Here is a 17,792-nt window from a genome sequence, read left to right as displayed (position 1 = left end):
GCTTCCCTCCCCTTGACGAGGATTCACCATGCTCAAGTACTTCGACCCGCATATTCATATGGTCAGCCGTACCACCGATGACTACCAGAACATGGCCGCTGCCGGCATCACCGGAGTGATCGAGCCGGCCTTCTGGCAGGGCCAGGCCAGGACCAGTGTCGGCAGTTTCATCGACTACTTCGATACCCTGCTGGGCTGGGAGCGCTTTCGCGCCAGCATGTTCGGCATCCATCACTTCTGCACCATCGGCCTCAACCCCAAGGAGGCCAATGACCTCTCGGTGGCCAATGAAGTGCTGGAGATATTGCCGCGCTACCTGGTGAAAGACGGCGTCGTGGCGGTGGGCGAAATCGGCTACGACGACATCACCCCCGAGGAGGACCGCTTTCTCGCCGCTCAGTTGGAACTGGCCAAGCAATTCAATTTGCCGGTGCTGGTGCACACCCCTCACCGCGACAAGATAGGTGGCACCAAACGCACCCTGGCGGTGATTCGCGAAGTGGGGATTGCCGAGCATCTGGTGATCATCGACCACCTCAACGAACTGACCCTGCCGCTGGTGCTGGACAGCGACTGCTGGCGCGGCCACTCGATCTACCCCAACACTAAAATGTCGGAACAGCGCATGGTCGCCCTGTTGAAGGAATATGGCACCGAGAAGATGGTGGTCAACAGCGCCGCCGACTGGGGGATCAGCGACCCGCTCAAGGTGCCAAAAACGGGTGAGGCGATGCTGGCTGCCGGCTTCACCGAGGCCCAGGTCGAACAGGTGTTGTTCCATAACCCGGTGGACTTTTTTGCCCAGAGCGGCCAACTGGACAAAGCCCTGGTCAGCACCCCACTGCCCATCGACCAGCGTCGGCAGTGGCAGGACAACTCCGCCCTGCGGGGCCAGGAACCGGTGATCAAATGAGTGCCGGCACGGGTTGGGCTGCCGCGCAGGTCGGTTATTGCAGCAATGTGCACCCGACCCGTGACCTGGCCGGGCTACGGTCATCCATCGAACAGCATTTTCAGGGCGTGCGAACCCTGCGCGGGCTGAACGAACAGGACAGTGGGCTGTGGATCAGCGCCCTCGCCGCAGCCGAACTACAGCAGATGTCGGCTCGCACAGACTTCCTGAGCCTGCTGCAACGCAGCGGGCTACGCCTGACGTCGCTTAACGGCTTTCCCTACGGCCAATTTCATCAGGGCGCGGTGAAAGCCGACGTCTATCTACCCAGTTGGGCCGATCCGAAACGGCTGGCGTACAGCCTGAATCTGGCCCGAATCCTCGCGCAGGCCCTGCCGCCGGACTGTCGCCAGGGCGTGATTTCCACCGTGCCGCTGGGCTATGCCGCCAGCTGGAACCCAGCCTTACAGCAGCGTGCCGAGTATCAGTTGCGCCAACTCACAGCCTCATTGGCCAAGCTGCATCTGAAGACCGGCAAGAAAATCGTGTTCTGCCTGGAAATGGAGCCGGATTGCGTGCTGGAAAATACCGACCAGGCCATCGCTTTCTTCCACCGCTACCAAGCCACGGACCCGCACCATGAATACTTGGCGCTGTGTTTCGATGTCTGCCACCAGGCAGTGATGTTCGAAGACTGCTATCAATCGCTGGAAAGGTTGCGTCAGGCTCGGGTGCCCGTCAGCAAGATTCAGTTGTCCAATGCCCTGATTTGCCACCTGCCCGCTGAAGACGACAACCGGCGCGAACACGTACTCAAGACCTTGGGCGACTTTGCCGAAACCACCTACCTGCATCAAGTGAAAGCCCGCGATGCGCAGGAGCGGTTATTGGCCTGGGCGGACCTTCCGGCAGCCCTCGACGATTGCGCGAAGCGCCCGGGGCACTACCCCGAACTGCGAATTCATTTCCACATTCCACTGTTCAGCGAACACTTGCTGCTGCCCGAACTTAGCGGCAGTCAGATTGCCCTGTCGCAGACCTTCGACTTCCTGGCAGACCATGCGGATTTTCGTCCGGTACTGGAAGTGGAAACCTACAGCTGGGGCGTCTTGCCCGCCCAACTGCGGCCCACTTCCGAGCACGCCCAACTCCACGGGATCGCCGCTGAACTGCACTGGGTCGAAGATCAACTACGGCAGCGGCGATTGCTGCAACCCCAAACGCGGGAGGCGTACGCCGATGCCTTCTGACCACCCGCGTCAACCGCTGCTGCTGATCAACGTGGTAGGGCTGACACCAGCGCTGCTGGGGGCGGCGACGCCTCACATCAATGCCCTGTTGAAAACGGCAAAAATGGCCAGCCTGCAACCGGTGTTTCCGGCCGTCACTTCTACGGTGCAGGCCTCGATCCTCACCGGTCTGCCGCCGTCGGAACACGGCATCGTCGGCAATGGCTGGTATTTTCGCGACCAGGCTGAAGTGCGTTTCTGGCTGCAACCCAATGCATTGATCCAGGGGGAAAAGGTCTGGCAGCAGCTCAAGCGTGAGATCCCGGGGTTTCGCTGCAGCCAGCTGTTCTGGTGGTACAACATGTATGCGGACGTGGATGCAGCCATTACCCCACGCCCTCACTACCCGGCCGATGGCCGCAAAATGTTTGGTCTGTATTCGTCACCGGCCTCGTTGCACGAGCGTATTGAGCAACAGATCGGAGAATTCCCCTTCCCGAGTTTCTGGGGCCCAGCAGCCGGCATCGCGTCGAGCCGCTGGATCGTCGACTGCGCCATCGCCGAATTCACGCTCAATCGACCCGACCTGCAATTGGTCTACCTGCCCCATCTCGACTACAGCCTGCAGCGTTTGGGTCCCGATCATCCGTCGATTACCGACGAGGTGCGGGCCATCGACAGTGAAGTGGGTCGTCTGCTGGACTTTGCCCAGGCACAAGGCGCGGCGGTGATGCTGCTGTCCGAATACGGCATCGAAGCGGTACAGCAATCGGTCTCCATCAACCGGCTGTTGCGCTCGGAAGGCTTGTTGCAGGTGCGCCAATCGCTGACCTGGGAGTTGCTCGACCCTGGCGCCAGCGCTGCGTTTGCCGTGGCCGATCATCAGATCGCGCATATTTACGTGAAGCAGGCGCAAGACATCCCTCGCGTCAAAGCGCTGTTGCAGCGCCAGCCCGGCATCGAGCAGGTGCTGGATAAAGCCGAACAACGGGCCTGGCAGCTGGATCATCCCCGTAGCGGCGAACTGGTTACCGTGGCCGCGCCGGGTTACTGGTTCGATTACTACTACTGGTTCGACGATCGCCAGGCACCCGACTTTGCCCGCACCGTGGACATCCATCGCAAGCCCGGCTACGACCCGCTGGAGCTGTTCATCGACCCGGCGATTCGCTTCCCCAAACTGAAAATGGTGCGCCGCCTGCTGCAGAAGAAGCTCGGCTTTCGCTACTACATGGACCTGATTCCTCTGGACACCCGCCTAGTCCACGGCAGCCATGGCCGCCTGCCCACCAGCGAGCAGACCGGCCCGCTGCTCATCACCAATTGCGATCTGCCGTTACCGCAGCACCTTGCGGCCACGGCGGTGAAACAACTGCTCCTGGAGCACTTCCTGGGGCACCCACACACCGACCCGGCCAATGCCAAGGAGCTTCCATGCGGCGAGCCATTTCTATAACAGTTCTGAGTGCCCTGGCCGGTTTGGCTCAGGCTCAGAGCCCGAACACCTTCGACTGCAGCAACTTTCTGCAATTTGGAGGAGACGTCAACAAAACCCGGACAGCGTTTGTCCAGAGTCCCGAAACCCTGGCCTGGAACTGGTTCGTCTGTTTGAACCAGCCTGCCGCCGCGGGGAGCCCCAACCGCGAGTGGGAATCCATGAAGCCCTCCGACCAGGTCTTCCTGATCAATGGCGCCAAACCCGCCCCTTATGGCACGCCCGTGCCGCCCCCGGACGCGGTGCTTACGCAAGCCAAGGCGCAGGGAATGGACCTCTCCCGAATCTTCCATAGCCTCAATGCCACGCAACAGGTCGATGGCATGATTCTGGAAATGGGCGGTGCGGTGCCGGCGTCGGAAACAGGCAAACCCGTGCGCTTTCAGCTGCTGATGGGCGAAGGCACTTTCGATTACGTCGTTCAACGCCAGGTCTACAACATGAATGGTCAAGCCGCCTTGACCAGCAACCTGGAATTCCCGTCCATCGCCTGGGAATTGAAGTCCGCCTGGTTGTGGATCGGCTCCGACGCGACCTACAAACAGACACTGGAAAACGACGGTTACTACATCGCCCAGGCCTATTACCTGCAAGACGGCAACTACCAGGTCGGCTATGCAGCGCTGAGCGGCTTGCACATCATCAACAAGCTGAATCCCGGCTGGGTCTGGACCACTTTCGAAAACATCAACAACAGCAAGTACACCGTCACCAACGCCATTCCGCCCACCCCGATAACCAACAGCACCGGGCCGATAGCCGCGGCCAAGCCCGTCAATAGCCAATTCCAGGCCCAATATCCCGGGTTGTCGCAGTACGAACTGATCGCCGTCCAGTCCAGGACCAACCCGACCTTGCTGGCCAACTCTCAGCTGGAGTCAGCCTTCCAGAGCCAGTCATCGTGCTTTGCCTGTCACGACACCGCCGCGTATTCGGCGCAAAAGGGCTATTTCAACTTCGCCATGAAAGAACAGGGCGGCATCGTCTATCCCACCGCCCCTCTGCCGGACTCGGCCTTCACCGGTTACAACAAACTGGACTTTGTCTGGTCGCTCAAACGCGCCCAGTGGCAACGCTAAGGAGAGCATGACATGAGCGTATTGAATTTCCCCCGTATCTACCTCAACGGCCATATGTTCTGGAACCCGCCGACGGCCAACAACAACGATGTGCTTCCGCTCTACGACGCGGTCAAGATGCAGATGAACTGGCGGTTTCTCGCTGAATACGGCATCGATCCCGAGAATGCCGCCAGCACCTTGATGCCCTGGACCATCGCGCCCTTGCCGCTAAGCGACGTACCGGCCTATGCCCAGCAAGTACCGGGTAATGCCAATCCGGGTAACTACCCGATGATTCCCGCCGAATGGGACCTGTTCGGTGACAACGCCTGCGGTACTGTCAGCTATGACCAGACCCGCTCCGTGATCATTGGCGGCGAGCTTCCTGGCGGTGGTTACGTCGACCAGGACGCGCTGATCGACAAGGGTTATCAACTGTTCGGCAGCCCCCTTGGCAGCACGAATCCCACCCCCGCCCGTTTCGTCGACGTCAGCCCCTGGCAGAACACCTTCACCGCGCTGTACTTCGACAAGCTGGTGCTGGGTGACGATCAGTGCGGCGTGACGCTCAAGCGTCAACACCGGATGCTCGATCGTTTCCTGAACTTCAACTGGGGGGCGTTGGGTGGCCTGATCTATGTCACCACGACCTGGCAGACCTGCTTTTCCAAAGAGAACTTGCAGTGGGTGATCGGCAACTCGCAACTGCTGAAAAACCTCCAGGAACAGATGGAGCAACAGCACGCCAAGGGGCTGATGTTCAGGTTCTCCACCTACCTGACCTGCTACGACAAAAACGGCATTTTCAACAACTACCCCCCCATCAACACCCACTCCACAGACCCTGAGATACAGAAGAACGTGCAGGCGATGTATCAAAAAGGCCTGGATAACGTTGCCGATATTTTCTTCAACCCGGCCTACAGCCGCACCGCCGGCACCCTGGGTTTGTGGTTTGAGGATGAGTTCCCGACCGCGCCGGCGGGACGGCGCCTGGTCCCCGCCTCCGCCATCAGCATCTACCAAAAAACGCCGGGCGATACCCCCCTTCCTCCTGGTGTGGAAATACAGCTGGGAGTGATCTCGACCCAGGTCCAACCCGACAGCGATACCCTGTCGCTGGATCTCTCGACCGCCTTCCCGTTCTATCCGCTCGACAGCAAGGCGGACATTCCGGTGGCGGAAAAATTTCAGGCAGGCGATTACGTGCTGGGGATAAACGACGCTGGCCAATTCAGCCCCTTGGCCAGTTTCGGCTTCGAACAGTATCGACAGGCAGCCTTCGACAAACGCTCCGGCATCCTGGATTTGACGCTCAGCCCCGGCGCCCGGAAAAAGCTGCAAACCGGGTCGCTGGAATTGCAACTGCAAGGCACAACACCGGTACAAGCCGCCACCCAGCAGATGTGGACCGCCGAGGTTGTCGAAAGCGCCAGTTTCATCGATGTCGGCGACAGCAGAACCCTGCAGATCATGGTGCAATACGACGGCCTTCCGGCTCCGGCCGGCACCGTGCTCTGGGTGGCGGAGTACAACAACGCCTTCATGCTAAGTACCAGCAACTACTACCTGGCGTTCAGTAACAAAGCCGACTTCACGTTGTTCTACGACTATCCGTTGAACCGCCAGAACAACAAATCCAATCTGCCGCAATTTATCGATACCCCCAGAGCACACAGCCAGGCAAGCACGGGCAGTGGCCGTCGGCTCATGGCGCTGCACGCCGAGGCCCCAGCCGAGGTGCCAATCCCTGTCACCTATCAACAATACCTGTCGACACCCGCCTCGGTCTCCCTGGCCCCCAGCCTGGGCTTCAGTAATCCCGTCGCCATGGAAGGCAAACTGCAGGATCTCCAGAACAGCACCGTGAACTATTGCGTGACGCAGATACAGACTGACGCCAAGGGCATTGCACGACTGACCGTCAAAGGTCGGGCTCCTGGCTTTCCGACCCTGCGCTTCTTCGTGCAGGAGGGTGGACAGCCTCCCGAGATCCCTTTCAGTTTCAACTATACCGACGCCTATACCGACTTCCTGGCGCCTTTGCGTGTGCTGCCGCTGGAACCGAAACTGCAGGAGGACTTCGTCAATGAGTGGAACAAAATCTACTCGAAAACCGAGGCCCGGGTCCTGATCTGGGAAAGCTTCATCTACCCACGCATCCTGCAGCCCTTCTATTACCTGTACCCGATCATGAGCAAATACATGCCACTCAATTCCCTGGAGCGAATCGAAGGCGCCATCGACCAACTGATTGTGTTGATCAGCAAGGAGTACCAGGAGGAAAGCACCCTCGCCATGCCCATCACCCGCGACATGTCACAAAGCCGACGTGCTGTGCTGGAGCTCTGGGCACAGTCCCTGGTGAAACGCAATTACCCCCCCGTCCCTCTCAGCATGAGCGACTACGAACAAGGCTAAAACAACAACGCTTCACTCAGGACCACCGGGTGACGAGCCTGTCACCCGGCACTTCACAGGAGTGCCCTATGAAAACCAGCATCTTGAACCGATTGTTGCTACTGACCCTGCTGCTCAGCCCAGCTCTATTCGCCCAGGCGGACAGCGGCGCCGTCTACTTCACCATGGGGGTGCACAACACCGAGGGGTGCAATGAAAAGAATGGCAACTGCATCGCCACTCGAGCACCGAGCGACCCTTCCGATCCGTTCTTCCCGGCGTTCTGGATCAGCGACTGGACCATGTACCGGGTGATGCACAACTACGAAAAAAACCCGCCGCCCTACAGCAATCCACCCACGACCCTCACCCCGGCGGACTACACCGTCTCCCGCGGTACCAGCTATTACGACGCCGCCTACATCCCGCCGGATGGCGACGGCTTCGGCGCCATGATGGAGCACTACGAGAAATACTGTCTGCCGATCTTCCCGATCAAGAACAACAGCTACACCTGCTCCTTCGTGTCCCTGGGCAACAAGGCGTACTTCCTGACTTACCCGCAAGACCGCCCCAAGGACATGCCTGCCTGTTGCATGTTCTCGCCAATGAATCATCCGCCGCGACAGGACTTCATCCAGCACCTGCCCTACAGCGCCGAGCGCAGCAAGAACCTCGACGGCAGTGTGCAGGCCTACGCCCTGGACCTCGAGTCACCGCAAGGTCCGATCCTGTTCGGCTACGCCTTTTTCAAACAACTGTCAGGGCAACCGCCCTATCGGCATCCCCAGTCGTTCTTTTTTTCCGGTGACACCAGCGTCGCCAATGCGCCCATCGTCAGCCAGAACTACACCAACTTTCGCATCGCCAAACCGGACCCGGCCCAGACCTGGGCGCAGGTGGCCGCGATGTGCCCGGCGAATCCGCCGCAGTGCCAACTGTTCGATCCGCCGCCCTCATTGGGTAATGGCAAGCGAGCGCAGTGGGACAAACTCATGCAACGCAAACCCTGACCAATGACGAAGGATCGCCATGAAAACTTCACTCCGTCTCACCATGGTGTTACTCGTTCTGGCCAGTCTGCCGGCCCAAGCCCTGGAGCAGCCCCGGGAACAGGCCATGCCGTCGACGCAGGCCACCAGCCTGAACTGCCAGCCTCCCAGCACCGCGCCAGCCGCCTCGGCCAGTCAGGACCAGTTCGATCAGTACAGCTGGCAGATGTTCATCGCCTTGAACTGGCCCGCGCAGGACGGGCAGCGAGGTGATCCCGACTGCAATAAACAACCTGGGGATCCCGGCTATACCGTCTGGCAGACCTACAAGACCGTGGAAGAAATCTTTCTGCCGCAAGGGGCCAACCCTGGCCCGTGGAATACCCCGCAGACCGCAAAAAGCCTGGGTATCATCAACATCGCCGCACTGAAGAACAGCTCTCAGGTGAATGCTGTCGACCAGGCCGTCGGCGGCTGGCTGATCGACCAGGCCGGCAACCCGACCTACTACGACATCTCGGCCAACGAGACCTCTTACAACTACATCGTCACCAATAGTTTCTATAACGCTAATGTCGTTTCCAAAGCCAACAACATCAACTTTCCCTATGGGGTCATCGAGGTCAAATCGAGCTGGCGCATCCTCACGACCGCTGACAACGCCAGTCACTACCTGACCATGCTCGCGCGCGTGGCCACGTTCAACGACCAAGGCCAGCGCACCGGTGTCACCGAGGCTTACCTGGGTTTGGTGGGCCTGCACATCATCACCAAGGCGAACGGTTATCCCCAGTGGATCTGGTCAACCTTCGAGCACATCGATAACGTTCCGGCCAAGGCGCTGGTGAACGACAAGTGGGTCGACCAGCCGACATCCGGCACGGCCTATTCCTACTTCAACCCCGCCGCCCCCGCTGCCAGCCTCAACCAGTCACCGTGCGACTGGCAGACGCAGGGCGCGCATCTGGTCTGCGTGCCCAAACCCGGCACCACGTTCCAGACCCCGAACCCGCTGAACCGGGTCACCCCGATTGCCGAGGTCACCAACGGAGTCAACACCCAATACCGCAGCGACCCGGACCTGCAAAGAAGCGTGCTGAAGTACTACCAGCTCATCACCACCCAGCGCCCGCTGATGCCGGACAACCCCAGCAATCCACTGGGGCAGCCGACGCCGGCCCTGTCGGCCAACGTGACCATGGAGAGCTACATCCAGCCCAACAGCAGCTGCATGAATTGCCACTCCATGGCGACACCGGTCAAGAGCCCCTACAAGTCCGATTACTCCTACCTGTTCAAATTCGCCAATGCGCCTGTCGGCAAAACCACCAAGGACGAGGAATAGATCATGAGCATTCTCAATGGACCACGGCTGAATTTCTGGGGCGGCATCCGCACGGACGTCAGCCTGCCGAACAACTCTCCTACCATCCCTTACGAAGGCAATGAGGAATGGCCGCTCTTCGATCTGACCACCTCGACCCTGGCACCGGGTGCCCAGTCTTACAGCGACGATCAGTTGAACAACATGATCAACGCGCCCGACGGCGACTACTACACCGCCGGCGGCTGGAATCACTACGGGCAGCATGTCGTCGACATGCAGAACGCCTTGATCAGTTCTCAGGGTATTGCGGGCAGCATCAACACCACCGGCGATATGGTGGGTCAGCCGGTCTATCTGCTCGGCTCGGTGGACCCGGTGACCGGACAGGGGCCGGTTTCCGGCCCGATGATGGTCGACCTGGACCCTACCTCCTCAACGACCACCCAGATATTCGTCGGCGGCCTGCAAATTGGCGGTAACAGCGACATCCAATTGCTGATTCGCAGTAATACCGTGTGCAGCAGTTTCGACGTGGCGGGACGTGTGCTGTTGCCCGCGAAAATGGATGCGCCAGGATCTTTCCACGCCAGCGGTACGTTTCAACTGACCTTCCCTTTGAGCAGCATCGTCAGCTGGAACCAGAACAGCAGTGGCCTGCGCTCGATCATCCAGGCGCCGGGTGCGACAGGCATCGTCCTGCGTTTCGTCATGTTCGAAATGTGCCCCACGATGACCACCGAACAACTGGACGCCGATTATGCCGCCGGCAGGTACACGCCCAACCCGAGCATCGGCCGGGTCATCGGTACACTGGCCCCGGCCTTCGCCGACGAGCCGCTGAACTGCCAGTCGGGCCGGCAACTGGTCAACCAGGGTACGGGGAATGCCGGCTATGCCGATCTGGGCGAAAACAACGGTTACCTGAGCATCGACATGGTGAACGTCATTCCGAAGGAAACCTTCAGGGCCGTCAGGGACGACATCACCAGCCCTATCGGACCCAACGCGAACTACGGCCCCGTCACCTTCAGCGCAGGCACCACCACACTGTTCACCCTGGAGCCGACCAGCCGCTTTTTGCTCGACTACTACGTGTATGGCGGCATCGTCGACCTGCCCCTGACCGCCGACAAACTGCAGGCGGCGCGGACCACTGCGCTGGCAATCAACGCACCCAACAAGGTCGCTGGAACCTCGCTTAAAGCAACCGAATCGACCTATCGAATCTATGCCAATCAGCGCAACGTTTATCTGGAGGACTACCCCAATGGTCTGACGATCACCCTGCAGGTGAGGTATCTGGGCGGCCCGGTCCCCAGCGCCACCGAAATCGACCTGCAGGCCGCTGCGCCTGCTGTGTACGATGAGCCGCAATACTGGGACTTCCTCGATTTTCCTGCCTCGCTGACCGTCAACACCGGCCAGCTCGAAATCAGTGTCCCCGTCGCCGTCAAACCGGGTAGCGCCGCCCAAGCAGGTTTTGTCGCCCTGACCTGCACGGCCAACGGCCTTCCAAGCAGTGGCTACTTCACCAGCTTTCGCAAATACGCACAGACCGACTTCGGCATCCCCGCGGGCACTACCATCACCTGGGAGCTGATGTACCCGAACGTCCTGCGTTTTCACTATCTGGCCTTCCCCGCCATGTCGCGCTACATCCCGCTCAATCAGCCCGATGCGGTCATGGGCGCCAAGAACCCCATCCTCGCCCGAACCTCGGACGCCTACAAAGGCACCACCCTGTTCATGCCTGTGGTGCGCTCGATGTCGCCCTGCCAGCGGGCACTGCTGAGGGCCTATCTCACCGGTGAACCTTGGCAGCCGCCGCAGTAGCCGCGCCCATCCCTTGTTCATGGAGAGAGCCCTTATGCCCGTTCCCTTTTATATCCCGGCGCGACCCAGCGAAACCCTGCGCCCGAGTACGATCATCGCCGAGGGCCTGCTGAACCCTCGGGGCCTTTGTATGCAGGCCGATGGCAGCCTGCTGCTGACTGAAGCCGGCTCAGGCCTGCCGGACCAGCCCTTCAGCGGCCGCATCAGTCGACTGCGACCGGATCCGCACACACCCGGCGCCTACCTGCCCCGCGAAACACTGGCGCAAGGTTTTCGCTCGATGAACATGCAGGCCCGCATGCTGCGCGATGAAATCATGGGTTTGTCGGACATCGCCTGTGGTGACGGGCGCTGCCTGCTCAGCCAGACCGATTACGTCGAGGGCTCCAAACTGCTGGACCTGCAATACACCCCGCCCGAGCCGGCGTTCCACAGCCGCGGCAATCTGAATGCGCTGTGTTATCACCCGACCCGCCGCAGCTGGCTGGCGGTCAAACCCGATACCAATCAGTTGGTGGAATTCACCGGCGAACAAGGCGAGCGCGTATTGGTCCAGTTGCCCGAACTGGACCAGGGCCAGGAAGCCGTTCCCGTGACCCTGGTGTACGAACCGGCGACAGACGCCGTGCTGATCAGCCTGTTCTCCGGAGAGCTGCAGGGCGACCCGACGCGCAGGGGCATCGACTTTGCCGATAAGGCAGGCCGAGTGATTCGGGTCTGGCCCGACAGCGGGCAGATCGAGGTGCTGATTCATGGCCTGCAACTGCCCACCGGACTAGCACTGTGTCCGCAGGGCAATGTGCTGGTCCTGGAGCTCTGCGACCGCCTGCAGCAACCCTTGCCGCCGGACTGGAACGGCGAACCGCTGCATGGCGGCTTTACCCGTTTCACCGGGCGACTGCTGCGCTGCAACCTGCAAACCGCCCAAGTCGCCGTGCTCGCCCGCGGCCTGGATACCCCTTCCAATCTGTGCCTGGTGGAGGATACGGTACTGGTGAGCGAAGGCATGGGATTAGCCGGCCGGCCACTGCCCACGCCAGACAACAACGTCGTCCCGTTGAGCGGCAGACTGCGACGGGTACAGCTCTGAAAAACACAACCTGGCGCAGTCCACCTGGGAGCGGGCTTGCTCTCGAATTCGGTGTGTCATTCAGCCTTGACGTTGACTGATACACCGTTTTCGCGAGCAAGCCCGCTTGTGTCTTGCGCAGGAATTAGACTGAGGATGAGAGCGGTGAATGGCCGGCGCTGGCGGCGTTAACCGCCCCGCCCCTGCTGGCGCACTGATAAGATCGCTGCAGGTTTACGCTGATATGGCTGCTATGCGCTTTGCGCCGACACCGCACTCTGCTGCCCATGCTGACGCGCGGTCACCAGGCCGATAAAGGAAATCACCAGCGCCAGGCCGATGGTCGAAGAAACTTCCATACGGTGCTCGGGCGTCACCATCATCACCGCCAACGCTGCGCAGATGAAGGCGATGACCAACCAGGTGAGCCAGGGGAACAACCACATCTTGAAGGTCAGCGTGACGTTCTGCCGAAGCAGAATCTTGCGCATGCGCAGTTGCGACACTGCGATAACCAGGTACACCAGCAAGGCAATGGCGCCGGAGCTGGCGAGCAGAAACTGGAATAAACCGGCGGGCATGAAATAGCTGAACAAGGTCACACCGGCACCCAGTACGGTGCTGGCGATTACCGCAGCCCTCGGCACGCCCGCCGACGACGTTACCTTCAGCGGCTGCGGTGCATCACCGCGCTTGCCCAGCGAAAACAACATGCGCGAGGCAATATAAATCGACGAGTTCATGCAGCTGGCCACGGCAATCAACACCACCATATCGACCATGAGCTTGGCGTGGGGAATGTTCATCAACTCAAGCGCTCGTTGGTAAGAACCCACCGACGCCAACAACGGATCGTTCCAGGGCACCACTGAAATGACCACGAAAATGGACAGCACGTAAAACACCCCGATGCGCCAGATCACCGAGCGGGTAGCTTTGGCGATGTTCTGCGCCGGGTTGTTGGATTCGGCCGCTGCGATGGTCACCGCTTCCGTACCGATGAAGCTGAACATGATGGTGATGAATGCCCCTACAACCGCTGACAGGCCATTGGGCGCAAAACCGCCATGCTCCTCCATGAGTCGACTCAATCCGCTGGCTTCGCGCTCTGGAATCCACCCCATCAACACCGCAAAACCAAGGCCGATGAATCCAATGATCGCCACGACTTTGGCCATCGCAAACCAGAATTCGAACTCACCGTATTTGGACACACTGAACAGGTTAGTCACCACCAACACAATGATCGACAGCAAGGCAAACAACCAGGTATCGATCTGCGGGAGCCATTGATTCAATACATGCCCGGCCGCGAGCGCCTCGATCGGTATCACCAGCACCCAGAACCACCAATACAGCCAGCCGATGGTGAAGCCTGCCCAACGTCCGATTGCCTGGTCGGCGTAGGTAGAGAAAGATCCGGTGTCCGGGTTGGCAACCGCCATTTCGCCCAGCATGCGCATGACCAGAACGACCAACAGGCCGGAAAACAGATAAGCCAGCAATACCGCCGGCCCTGCGGCAGCGATGGCATGTCCCGAACCGACAAACAAACCTGCGCCAATTATCCCCGCGATAGAAAGCATTGTGACGTGACGCGGCTTGAAACCCTGCGCCAGTTGTCCGTTCGAATCTTTGGAGTTCAGGCTATTCATTGTTTTTTTATTCTCTGGTGATCGACGTTAGGGCGTACTGACTGAGGGTCAGGCGATCATCATTTCTCCCTGTTGCCGCATCCGAACGCGGCGCACCTCAAACGCTCCCGGGTTTCTAAATCAGGCATCACGGCTGCACACGGCCATGAAGTGACGCGCCACCTTACGCGTCTTGTCTTGAAACCCAATAGCCCAAATGCGCCACTTTTTAGTCTGATTTCGACATGCGTTGCGCGTAACGCGCCTGGTGAAATGTCGTCCGAAACTAGCCGCCCTCATAACAAGGGCGCTACCTGTCTATCCGTTACAAAGTGTACGAGAAGCCCATTTGCACGGTTCTCGGCGCACCCGGATAGGCGTAGACGTTGCCAAAGGCGCCTTCATCATAGTGGCTGTCGAACAGGTTCTTCAGGTCAAGATTCAGCCGCAGGTGTTCGTTGACTTTGTAATAGCTGAGCAGGTCGACCACCGTGTAGCTATCCATGGAGAAGGCATTGGCCGCGGTCTGGCCGGCGCGCTCGTCGACATACTTGGTGCCCAGCCCGAGGCCCAGCCCTTTGAGGCCGCCGTCCTGAAACTCGTAGACGTTCAGCAGGCTGAAACTATTGCGCGGAATGTTCACCAGGCGCGTACCAGATCTCAGCACGTTGTCCTGGGTGACTTCGGCATCCACATAGGCGTAGCCACCGATCATGCGCCACTGCGGCGTGAGGTTGCCGGCCACATTCAGATCGAAGCCACGGCTACGAACTTCGCCCGCCGCCACGCTGAAGGTCGAGTCCACCGGGTCTGTCGTCAGGACATTACTTTTTTCGATCTGATACACCGCGGCATCCACGCTCAACTGGCGATCGAAGGCCTCCCACTTGACACCCACCTCGTAGGATTTGCCTTCTTCAGGTTTGAAGCCGCCACCCGTTCGACTGGCACCGCTGTTGGGCTTGAAGGACCGCGCCGTGTCGGCATAGATCGCCACGGTCGGGGTCAAATCGTAGATCAGCCCCAGGCGCGGGGTGACAGCGTTGTCGCTGCTGGTCCAGCTCACACCGTTGACGAGGTTGTTGTCGTAATCATGTTCGAAGCGTTCGAAACGCACGCCTGCCAAGGCTTTCAATCCCTCGGTCAAGGTGACCTGGTCTTGCACGAAAGCGGCGTAGGTCTTGAGGTTTTCCTGATCGTGGGTGGTGGTGCGAGTCAGCGCCGGACGCGGCTGGCCGTAGACCGGGTCAAAAATATCGATGGGGTAGGAACTCACCGCCCCACTGGAGCGACGGATGATCGACTTGTAGTCGTAATCCTCATATTCGATGCCCGTCAGCAACGTGTGGTCGAATCCGGCCGTGGAAAAATGCCCTGTCAGGTTCAACTGCACATCCCGGTCGCGCCACTCCAGCTTGCGGTAGTTGAAGTTGCGTCCCAGCGTGCGGCCGTCGGCAGCGACACCGTTGCCTTCGATGGCATTGCCTTGCATGCTGCCGTCGAGCCACTGGCCGCCGCCGCCCAAGGTCCAGTCGTCGTTCAGGAAATGCTCGAAACGCACCTGCGCCATGTTGTTGTCGTTGTGCAGCTTGCCGACATCCTTCTCACCGAAAAAAGTATCCCGCGACGCGACGCCGATCTGATTGCGATAGCGGGTCACACCCCGATCGAGCGGCGCGTTGTTGCGCATGAAATCGCCTTCGAAGGTGATACGGGTGGTGTCGTTGACCTGCCAACCGAGCACCGGCGCCACACCGTAACGCTCGTTTTCGACGTGATCACGGAAGGTATCGCCACCCTCGCCTATCACGTTCAGCCGATAGGCCAGTCGTCCTTCATCATCCAGCGGCCCTGAGGCATCCAGCGTGCCGCGACGCATGCCCTGATCGTTGAGCTGACTGCCCAAGGTGACGGTGCGCTCTGCCAGGGGTTGTTTGGACACCACGTTGAAGGTGCCGCCCGGGTCGCCACGGCCATAGAGTGTTGTGGCTGGCCCGCGCAGGACCTCCAGGCGCTCGATGGTATTGGCATCAGGCATGTTCGGATAACCGCGGTTGATCGGGAAACCGTTGCGGTAGAACTCACCGGTGGTAAAGCCACGCACGGTGAAAGTGGTCAGGCCCTGGCCGCCGAAATTGTTCGCACGGCCCACGCCACCGGCGTAATCGAGAGCGTCTTGCAAACGGGTGGCGCCGAGGTCTTCCACGACATCCTTGGTGACAACGCTGATGGATTGTGGGGTTTCATGAATTGGAGTGTCGGTGCGCGTCGCACTGGCCGAACGAGTCGCCCGATACCCTTGGACCGGGCCCTGAGCCGGCTCTTCGAATGTGCCGTTGATGTCGATCGCTTGTAACTCTATTGACGCAGGATCGGTCGGTGCCTGGTCAGCCCAGGTGGTCTGGAAAATGGCTTGGATCACACACAGAGAAACGAGAGTTCGACGCATCGACAGACAACCTTGAGAAGATGCCGGGCACATCAGGAGCTCGGCGAAAATTGATGACGAATAATATCAATTCCCATTCTCTGCTGATACGTTTTATCTCGGTAAAACAGGGGCGATAGCAAAATTAATTGCGCTCATGGCCGGGTCTCAGTGACGCAATAGCCTGCGCAACGGAACCCCATCTTTGAGTACCGGCGATTTGATGACGATGTAACTGAAGTACTTGGAGATACCGATGTTCTTGTCCAGCAGACCTTCCATCACTTCCTGATAATGCTGGATGCTGCAGGTCATGAAACGCACCAGGTAATCGTAACCACCGCTGATCAAGTGGCACTCAAGTACCTCATCGACCAAACGAATATTGGACTCGAACTTGGCGAAGTCCTCTCGCTTGTGGTCGCTGAGCGTGATCTCGGTAAATACCGTGACCGAGTCGGTAATCTTGGCGAGATTGAGATGGGCTCTATACCCGGAAATATACCCGGCCGACTCAAGCCGCTTGACCCGTTGCAAGCAAGGGCTGGACGACAGACCCACCGCATCGGCCAGGCTGACGTTAGTCATTCGGCCGTCTTTTTGCAGCTCAACCAGGATACTGATATCAATGCGGTCTAGTTTGATCAAACCTTCCATCGCATACCTCTTGATGCCGTTCGGATGTACAGAGGTTATAACAAAATCAGCGGTGTAAGGATTGCTGATGCTGAGCGACCAGGTCAGCCATGCTATTGATGCAAAAATCCGCAGGGCATTGCTGGGTGTCGTTCCCATGGCCACGACAGATCAGGCACAAACCAGCCGATTTTGGCGGCTCGGCAGGAGGTCTGGAAACCTGCAGGATATCTTTGGCTTGCAGGTTATTGTCCTGCAACCAGACGCTGTCCTCCAGTGGCTTGCTGACTCGGGAAAGCAAGTCCTCGGGCGTAATCCCCAAACGCTCACAGAGCTGTTCGCGATCCGCGGCATCACGATCGCAGCACACCAGCAGCCGATAGAATTTGCGCAGATACAACATGGCACCGGGCGCATCCTCGAACAGCGACCAGTTGCCCACCGACCGGGCGAAACTCATCCCCTCCTCCCAGCTGGCCTTGAGCCCAAAACGCTCTGCCAACTGACGATGGGCGAAGCACAATAAGCCACTGAAACCCAGCTCGGAAAAACGTGGATAAAGTGTGCTCACCGCCTCGTCAAACGCAGCCAATACCTCTTCCCTGCCCAGCACTCCCGAATGGTTTTCGAGCAACGGTTGCAGGGCCGTCCAGATACCCGAATCCCGATCGACCAGAACATCATCGCAATCGATCAACAGTGCACGATAATCAGTCAGGTACATGGTGTGTAGCCTCCCATGATGCATTCAACAATCCATGCGTTCCAAACGCTCCGGTTGACGCAGCGATGCTGC

13 protein-coding genes are annotated in these 17,792 nt (G+C 59.3%); 9 read left to right on the top strand and 4 right to left on the bottom strand.

Going from position 1 to position 17,792, the window contains the following annotated elements; translation table 11 throughout:
- Positions 1-28: 28 nt before the first annotated feature.
- The 9 genes from AB3226_RS28270 (at position 29) to AB3226_RS28230 (ending at position 12,319) form a co-directional block, all read left to right on the top strand.
- On the top strand, positions 29-913 hold the full coding sequence (locus AB3226_RS28270; RefSeq protein ID WP_367375467.1) for a TatD family hydrolase: 885 nt from the start codon (positions 29-31) through the stop codon (positions 911-913).
- A complete protein-coding gene (eboE, locus tag AB3226_RS28265; RefSeq protein ID WP_367375466.1) occupies positions 910-2,142 on the top strand; it encodes a metabolite traffic protein EboE in 1,233 nt (410 codons plus the stop codon). Before AB3226_RS28270 ends, eboE begins: the two co-directional genes overlap by 4 nt.
- Positions 2,132-3,577, top strand: a complete 1,446-nt coding sequence (locus tag AB3226_RS28260) for an alkaline phosphatase family protein (RefSeq protein ID WP_367375465.1) — start codon at positions 2,132-2,134, stop codon at positions 3,575-3,577. The genes eboE and AB3226_RS28260 overlap by 11 nt, the downstream gene beginning before the upstream one ends.
- Positions 3,556-4,695, top strand: coding sequence for a hypothetical protein (locus AB3226_RS28255; protein ID WP_367375464.1), 1,140 nt, complete (start codon positions 3,556-3,558; stop codon positions 4,693-4,695). Before AB3226_RS28260 ends, AB3226_RS28255 begins: the two co-directional genes overlap by 22 nt.
- A gap of 12 nt (positions 4,696-4,707) precedes the next feature.
- Positions 4,708-7,098, top strand: coding sequence for a hypothetical protein (locus AB3226_RS28250; protein WP_367375463.1), 2,391 nt, complete (start codon positions 4,708-4,710; stop codon positions 7,096-7,098).
- Between the two features lie 68 nt (positions 7,099-7,166).
- Positions 7,167-8,090 carry a hypothetical protein gene (locus tag AB3226_RS28245; RefSeq protein WP_367375462.1) on the top strand — a complete coding sequence of 308 codons (924 nt, stop codon included), beginning with the start codon at positions 7,167-7,169 and terminating at the stop codon, positions 8,088-8,090.
- 19 nt (positions 8,091-8,109) lie between these two features.
- Entirely contained in the window at positions 8,110-9,414 is a 1,305-nt protein-coding gene (locus AB3226_RS28240) for a hypothetical protein (RefSeq protein WP_367375461.1), read from the top strand.
- Positions 9,415-9,417: 3 nt separating this feature from the next.
- Entirely contained in the window at positions 9,418-11,229 is a 1,812-nt protein-coding gene (locus AB3226_RS28235) for a hypothetical protein (RefSeq protein WP_367375460.1), read from the top strand.
- 34 nt (positions 11,230-11,263) lie between these two features.
- Positions 11,264-12,319 carry a hypothetical protein gene (locus AB3226_RS28230; RefSeq protein WP_367375459.1) on the top strand — a complete coding sequence of 352 codons (1,056 nt, stop codon included), beginning with the start codon at positions 11,264-11,266 and terminating at the stop codon, positions 12,317-12,319.
- Between the two features lie 230 nt (positions 12,320-12,549).
- On the opposite strand, the gene gabP is transcribed toward AB3226_RS28230, so the two are convergent.
- The 4 genes from gabP to AB3226_RS28210 all read right to left on the bottom strand — a co-directional run bounded on the left by gabP (position 12,550) and on the right by AB3226_RS28210 (position 17,720).
- On the bottom strand, positions 12,550-13,953 hold the full coding sequence (gene gabP, locus AB3226_RS28225; protein ID WP_367375458.1) for a GABA permease: 1,404 nt from the start codon (positions 13,951-13,953) through the stop codon (positions 12,550-12,552).
- Between the two features lie 304 nt (positions 13,954-14,257).
- Positions 14,258-16,381 carry a TonB-dependent siderophore receptor gene (locus AB3226_RS28220; protein WP_367375457.1) on the bottom strand — a complete coding sequence of 708 codons (2,124 nt, stop codon included), beginning with the start codon at positions 16,379-16,381 and terminating at the stop codon, positions 14,258-14,260.
- A 147-nt stretch (positions 16,382-16,528) separates the two neighbouring features.
- A complete protein-coding gene (locus AB3226_RS28215; RefSeq protein ID WP_048393171.1) occupies positions 16,529-17,017 on the bottom strand; it encodes an Lrp/AsnC family transcriptional regulator in 489 nt (162 codons plus the stop codon).
- A gap of 46 nt (positions 17,018-17,063) precedes the next feature.
- A complete protein-coding gene (locus AB3226_RS28210; RefSeq protein WP_367375456.1) occupies positions 17,064-17,720 on the bottom strand; it encodes an HAD family hydrolase in 657 nt (218 codons plus the stop codon).
- Positions 17,721-17,792: the final 72 nt, after the last annotated feature.

Source organism: Pseudomonas lini, from assembly GCF_964063345.1.
Classification (GTDB): domain Bacteria; phylum Pseudomonadota; class Gammaproteobacteria; order Pseudomonadales; family Pseudomonadaceae; genus Aquipseudomonas; species Aquipseudomonas lini_B.
Note: the sequence above shows the minus strand (reverse complement) of the source record. Positions and strands in the feature narration are given on the sequence as shown.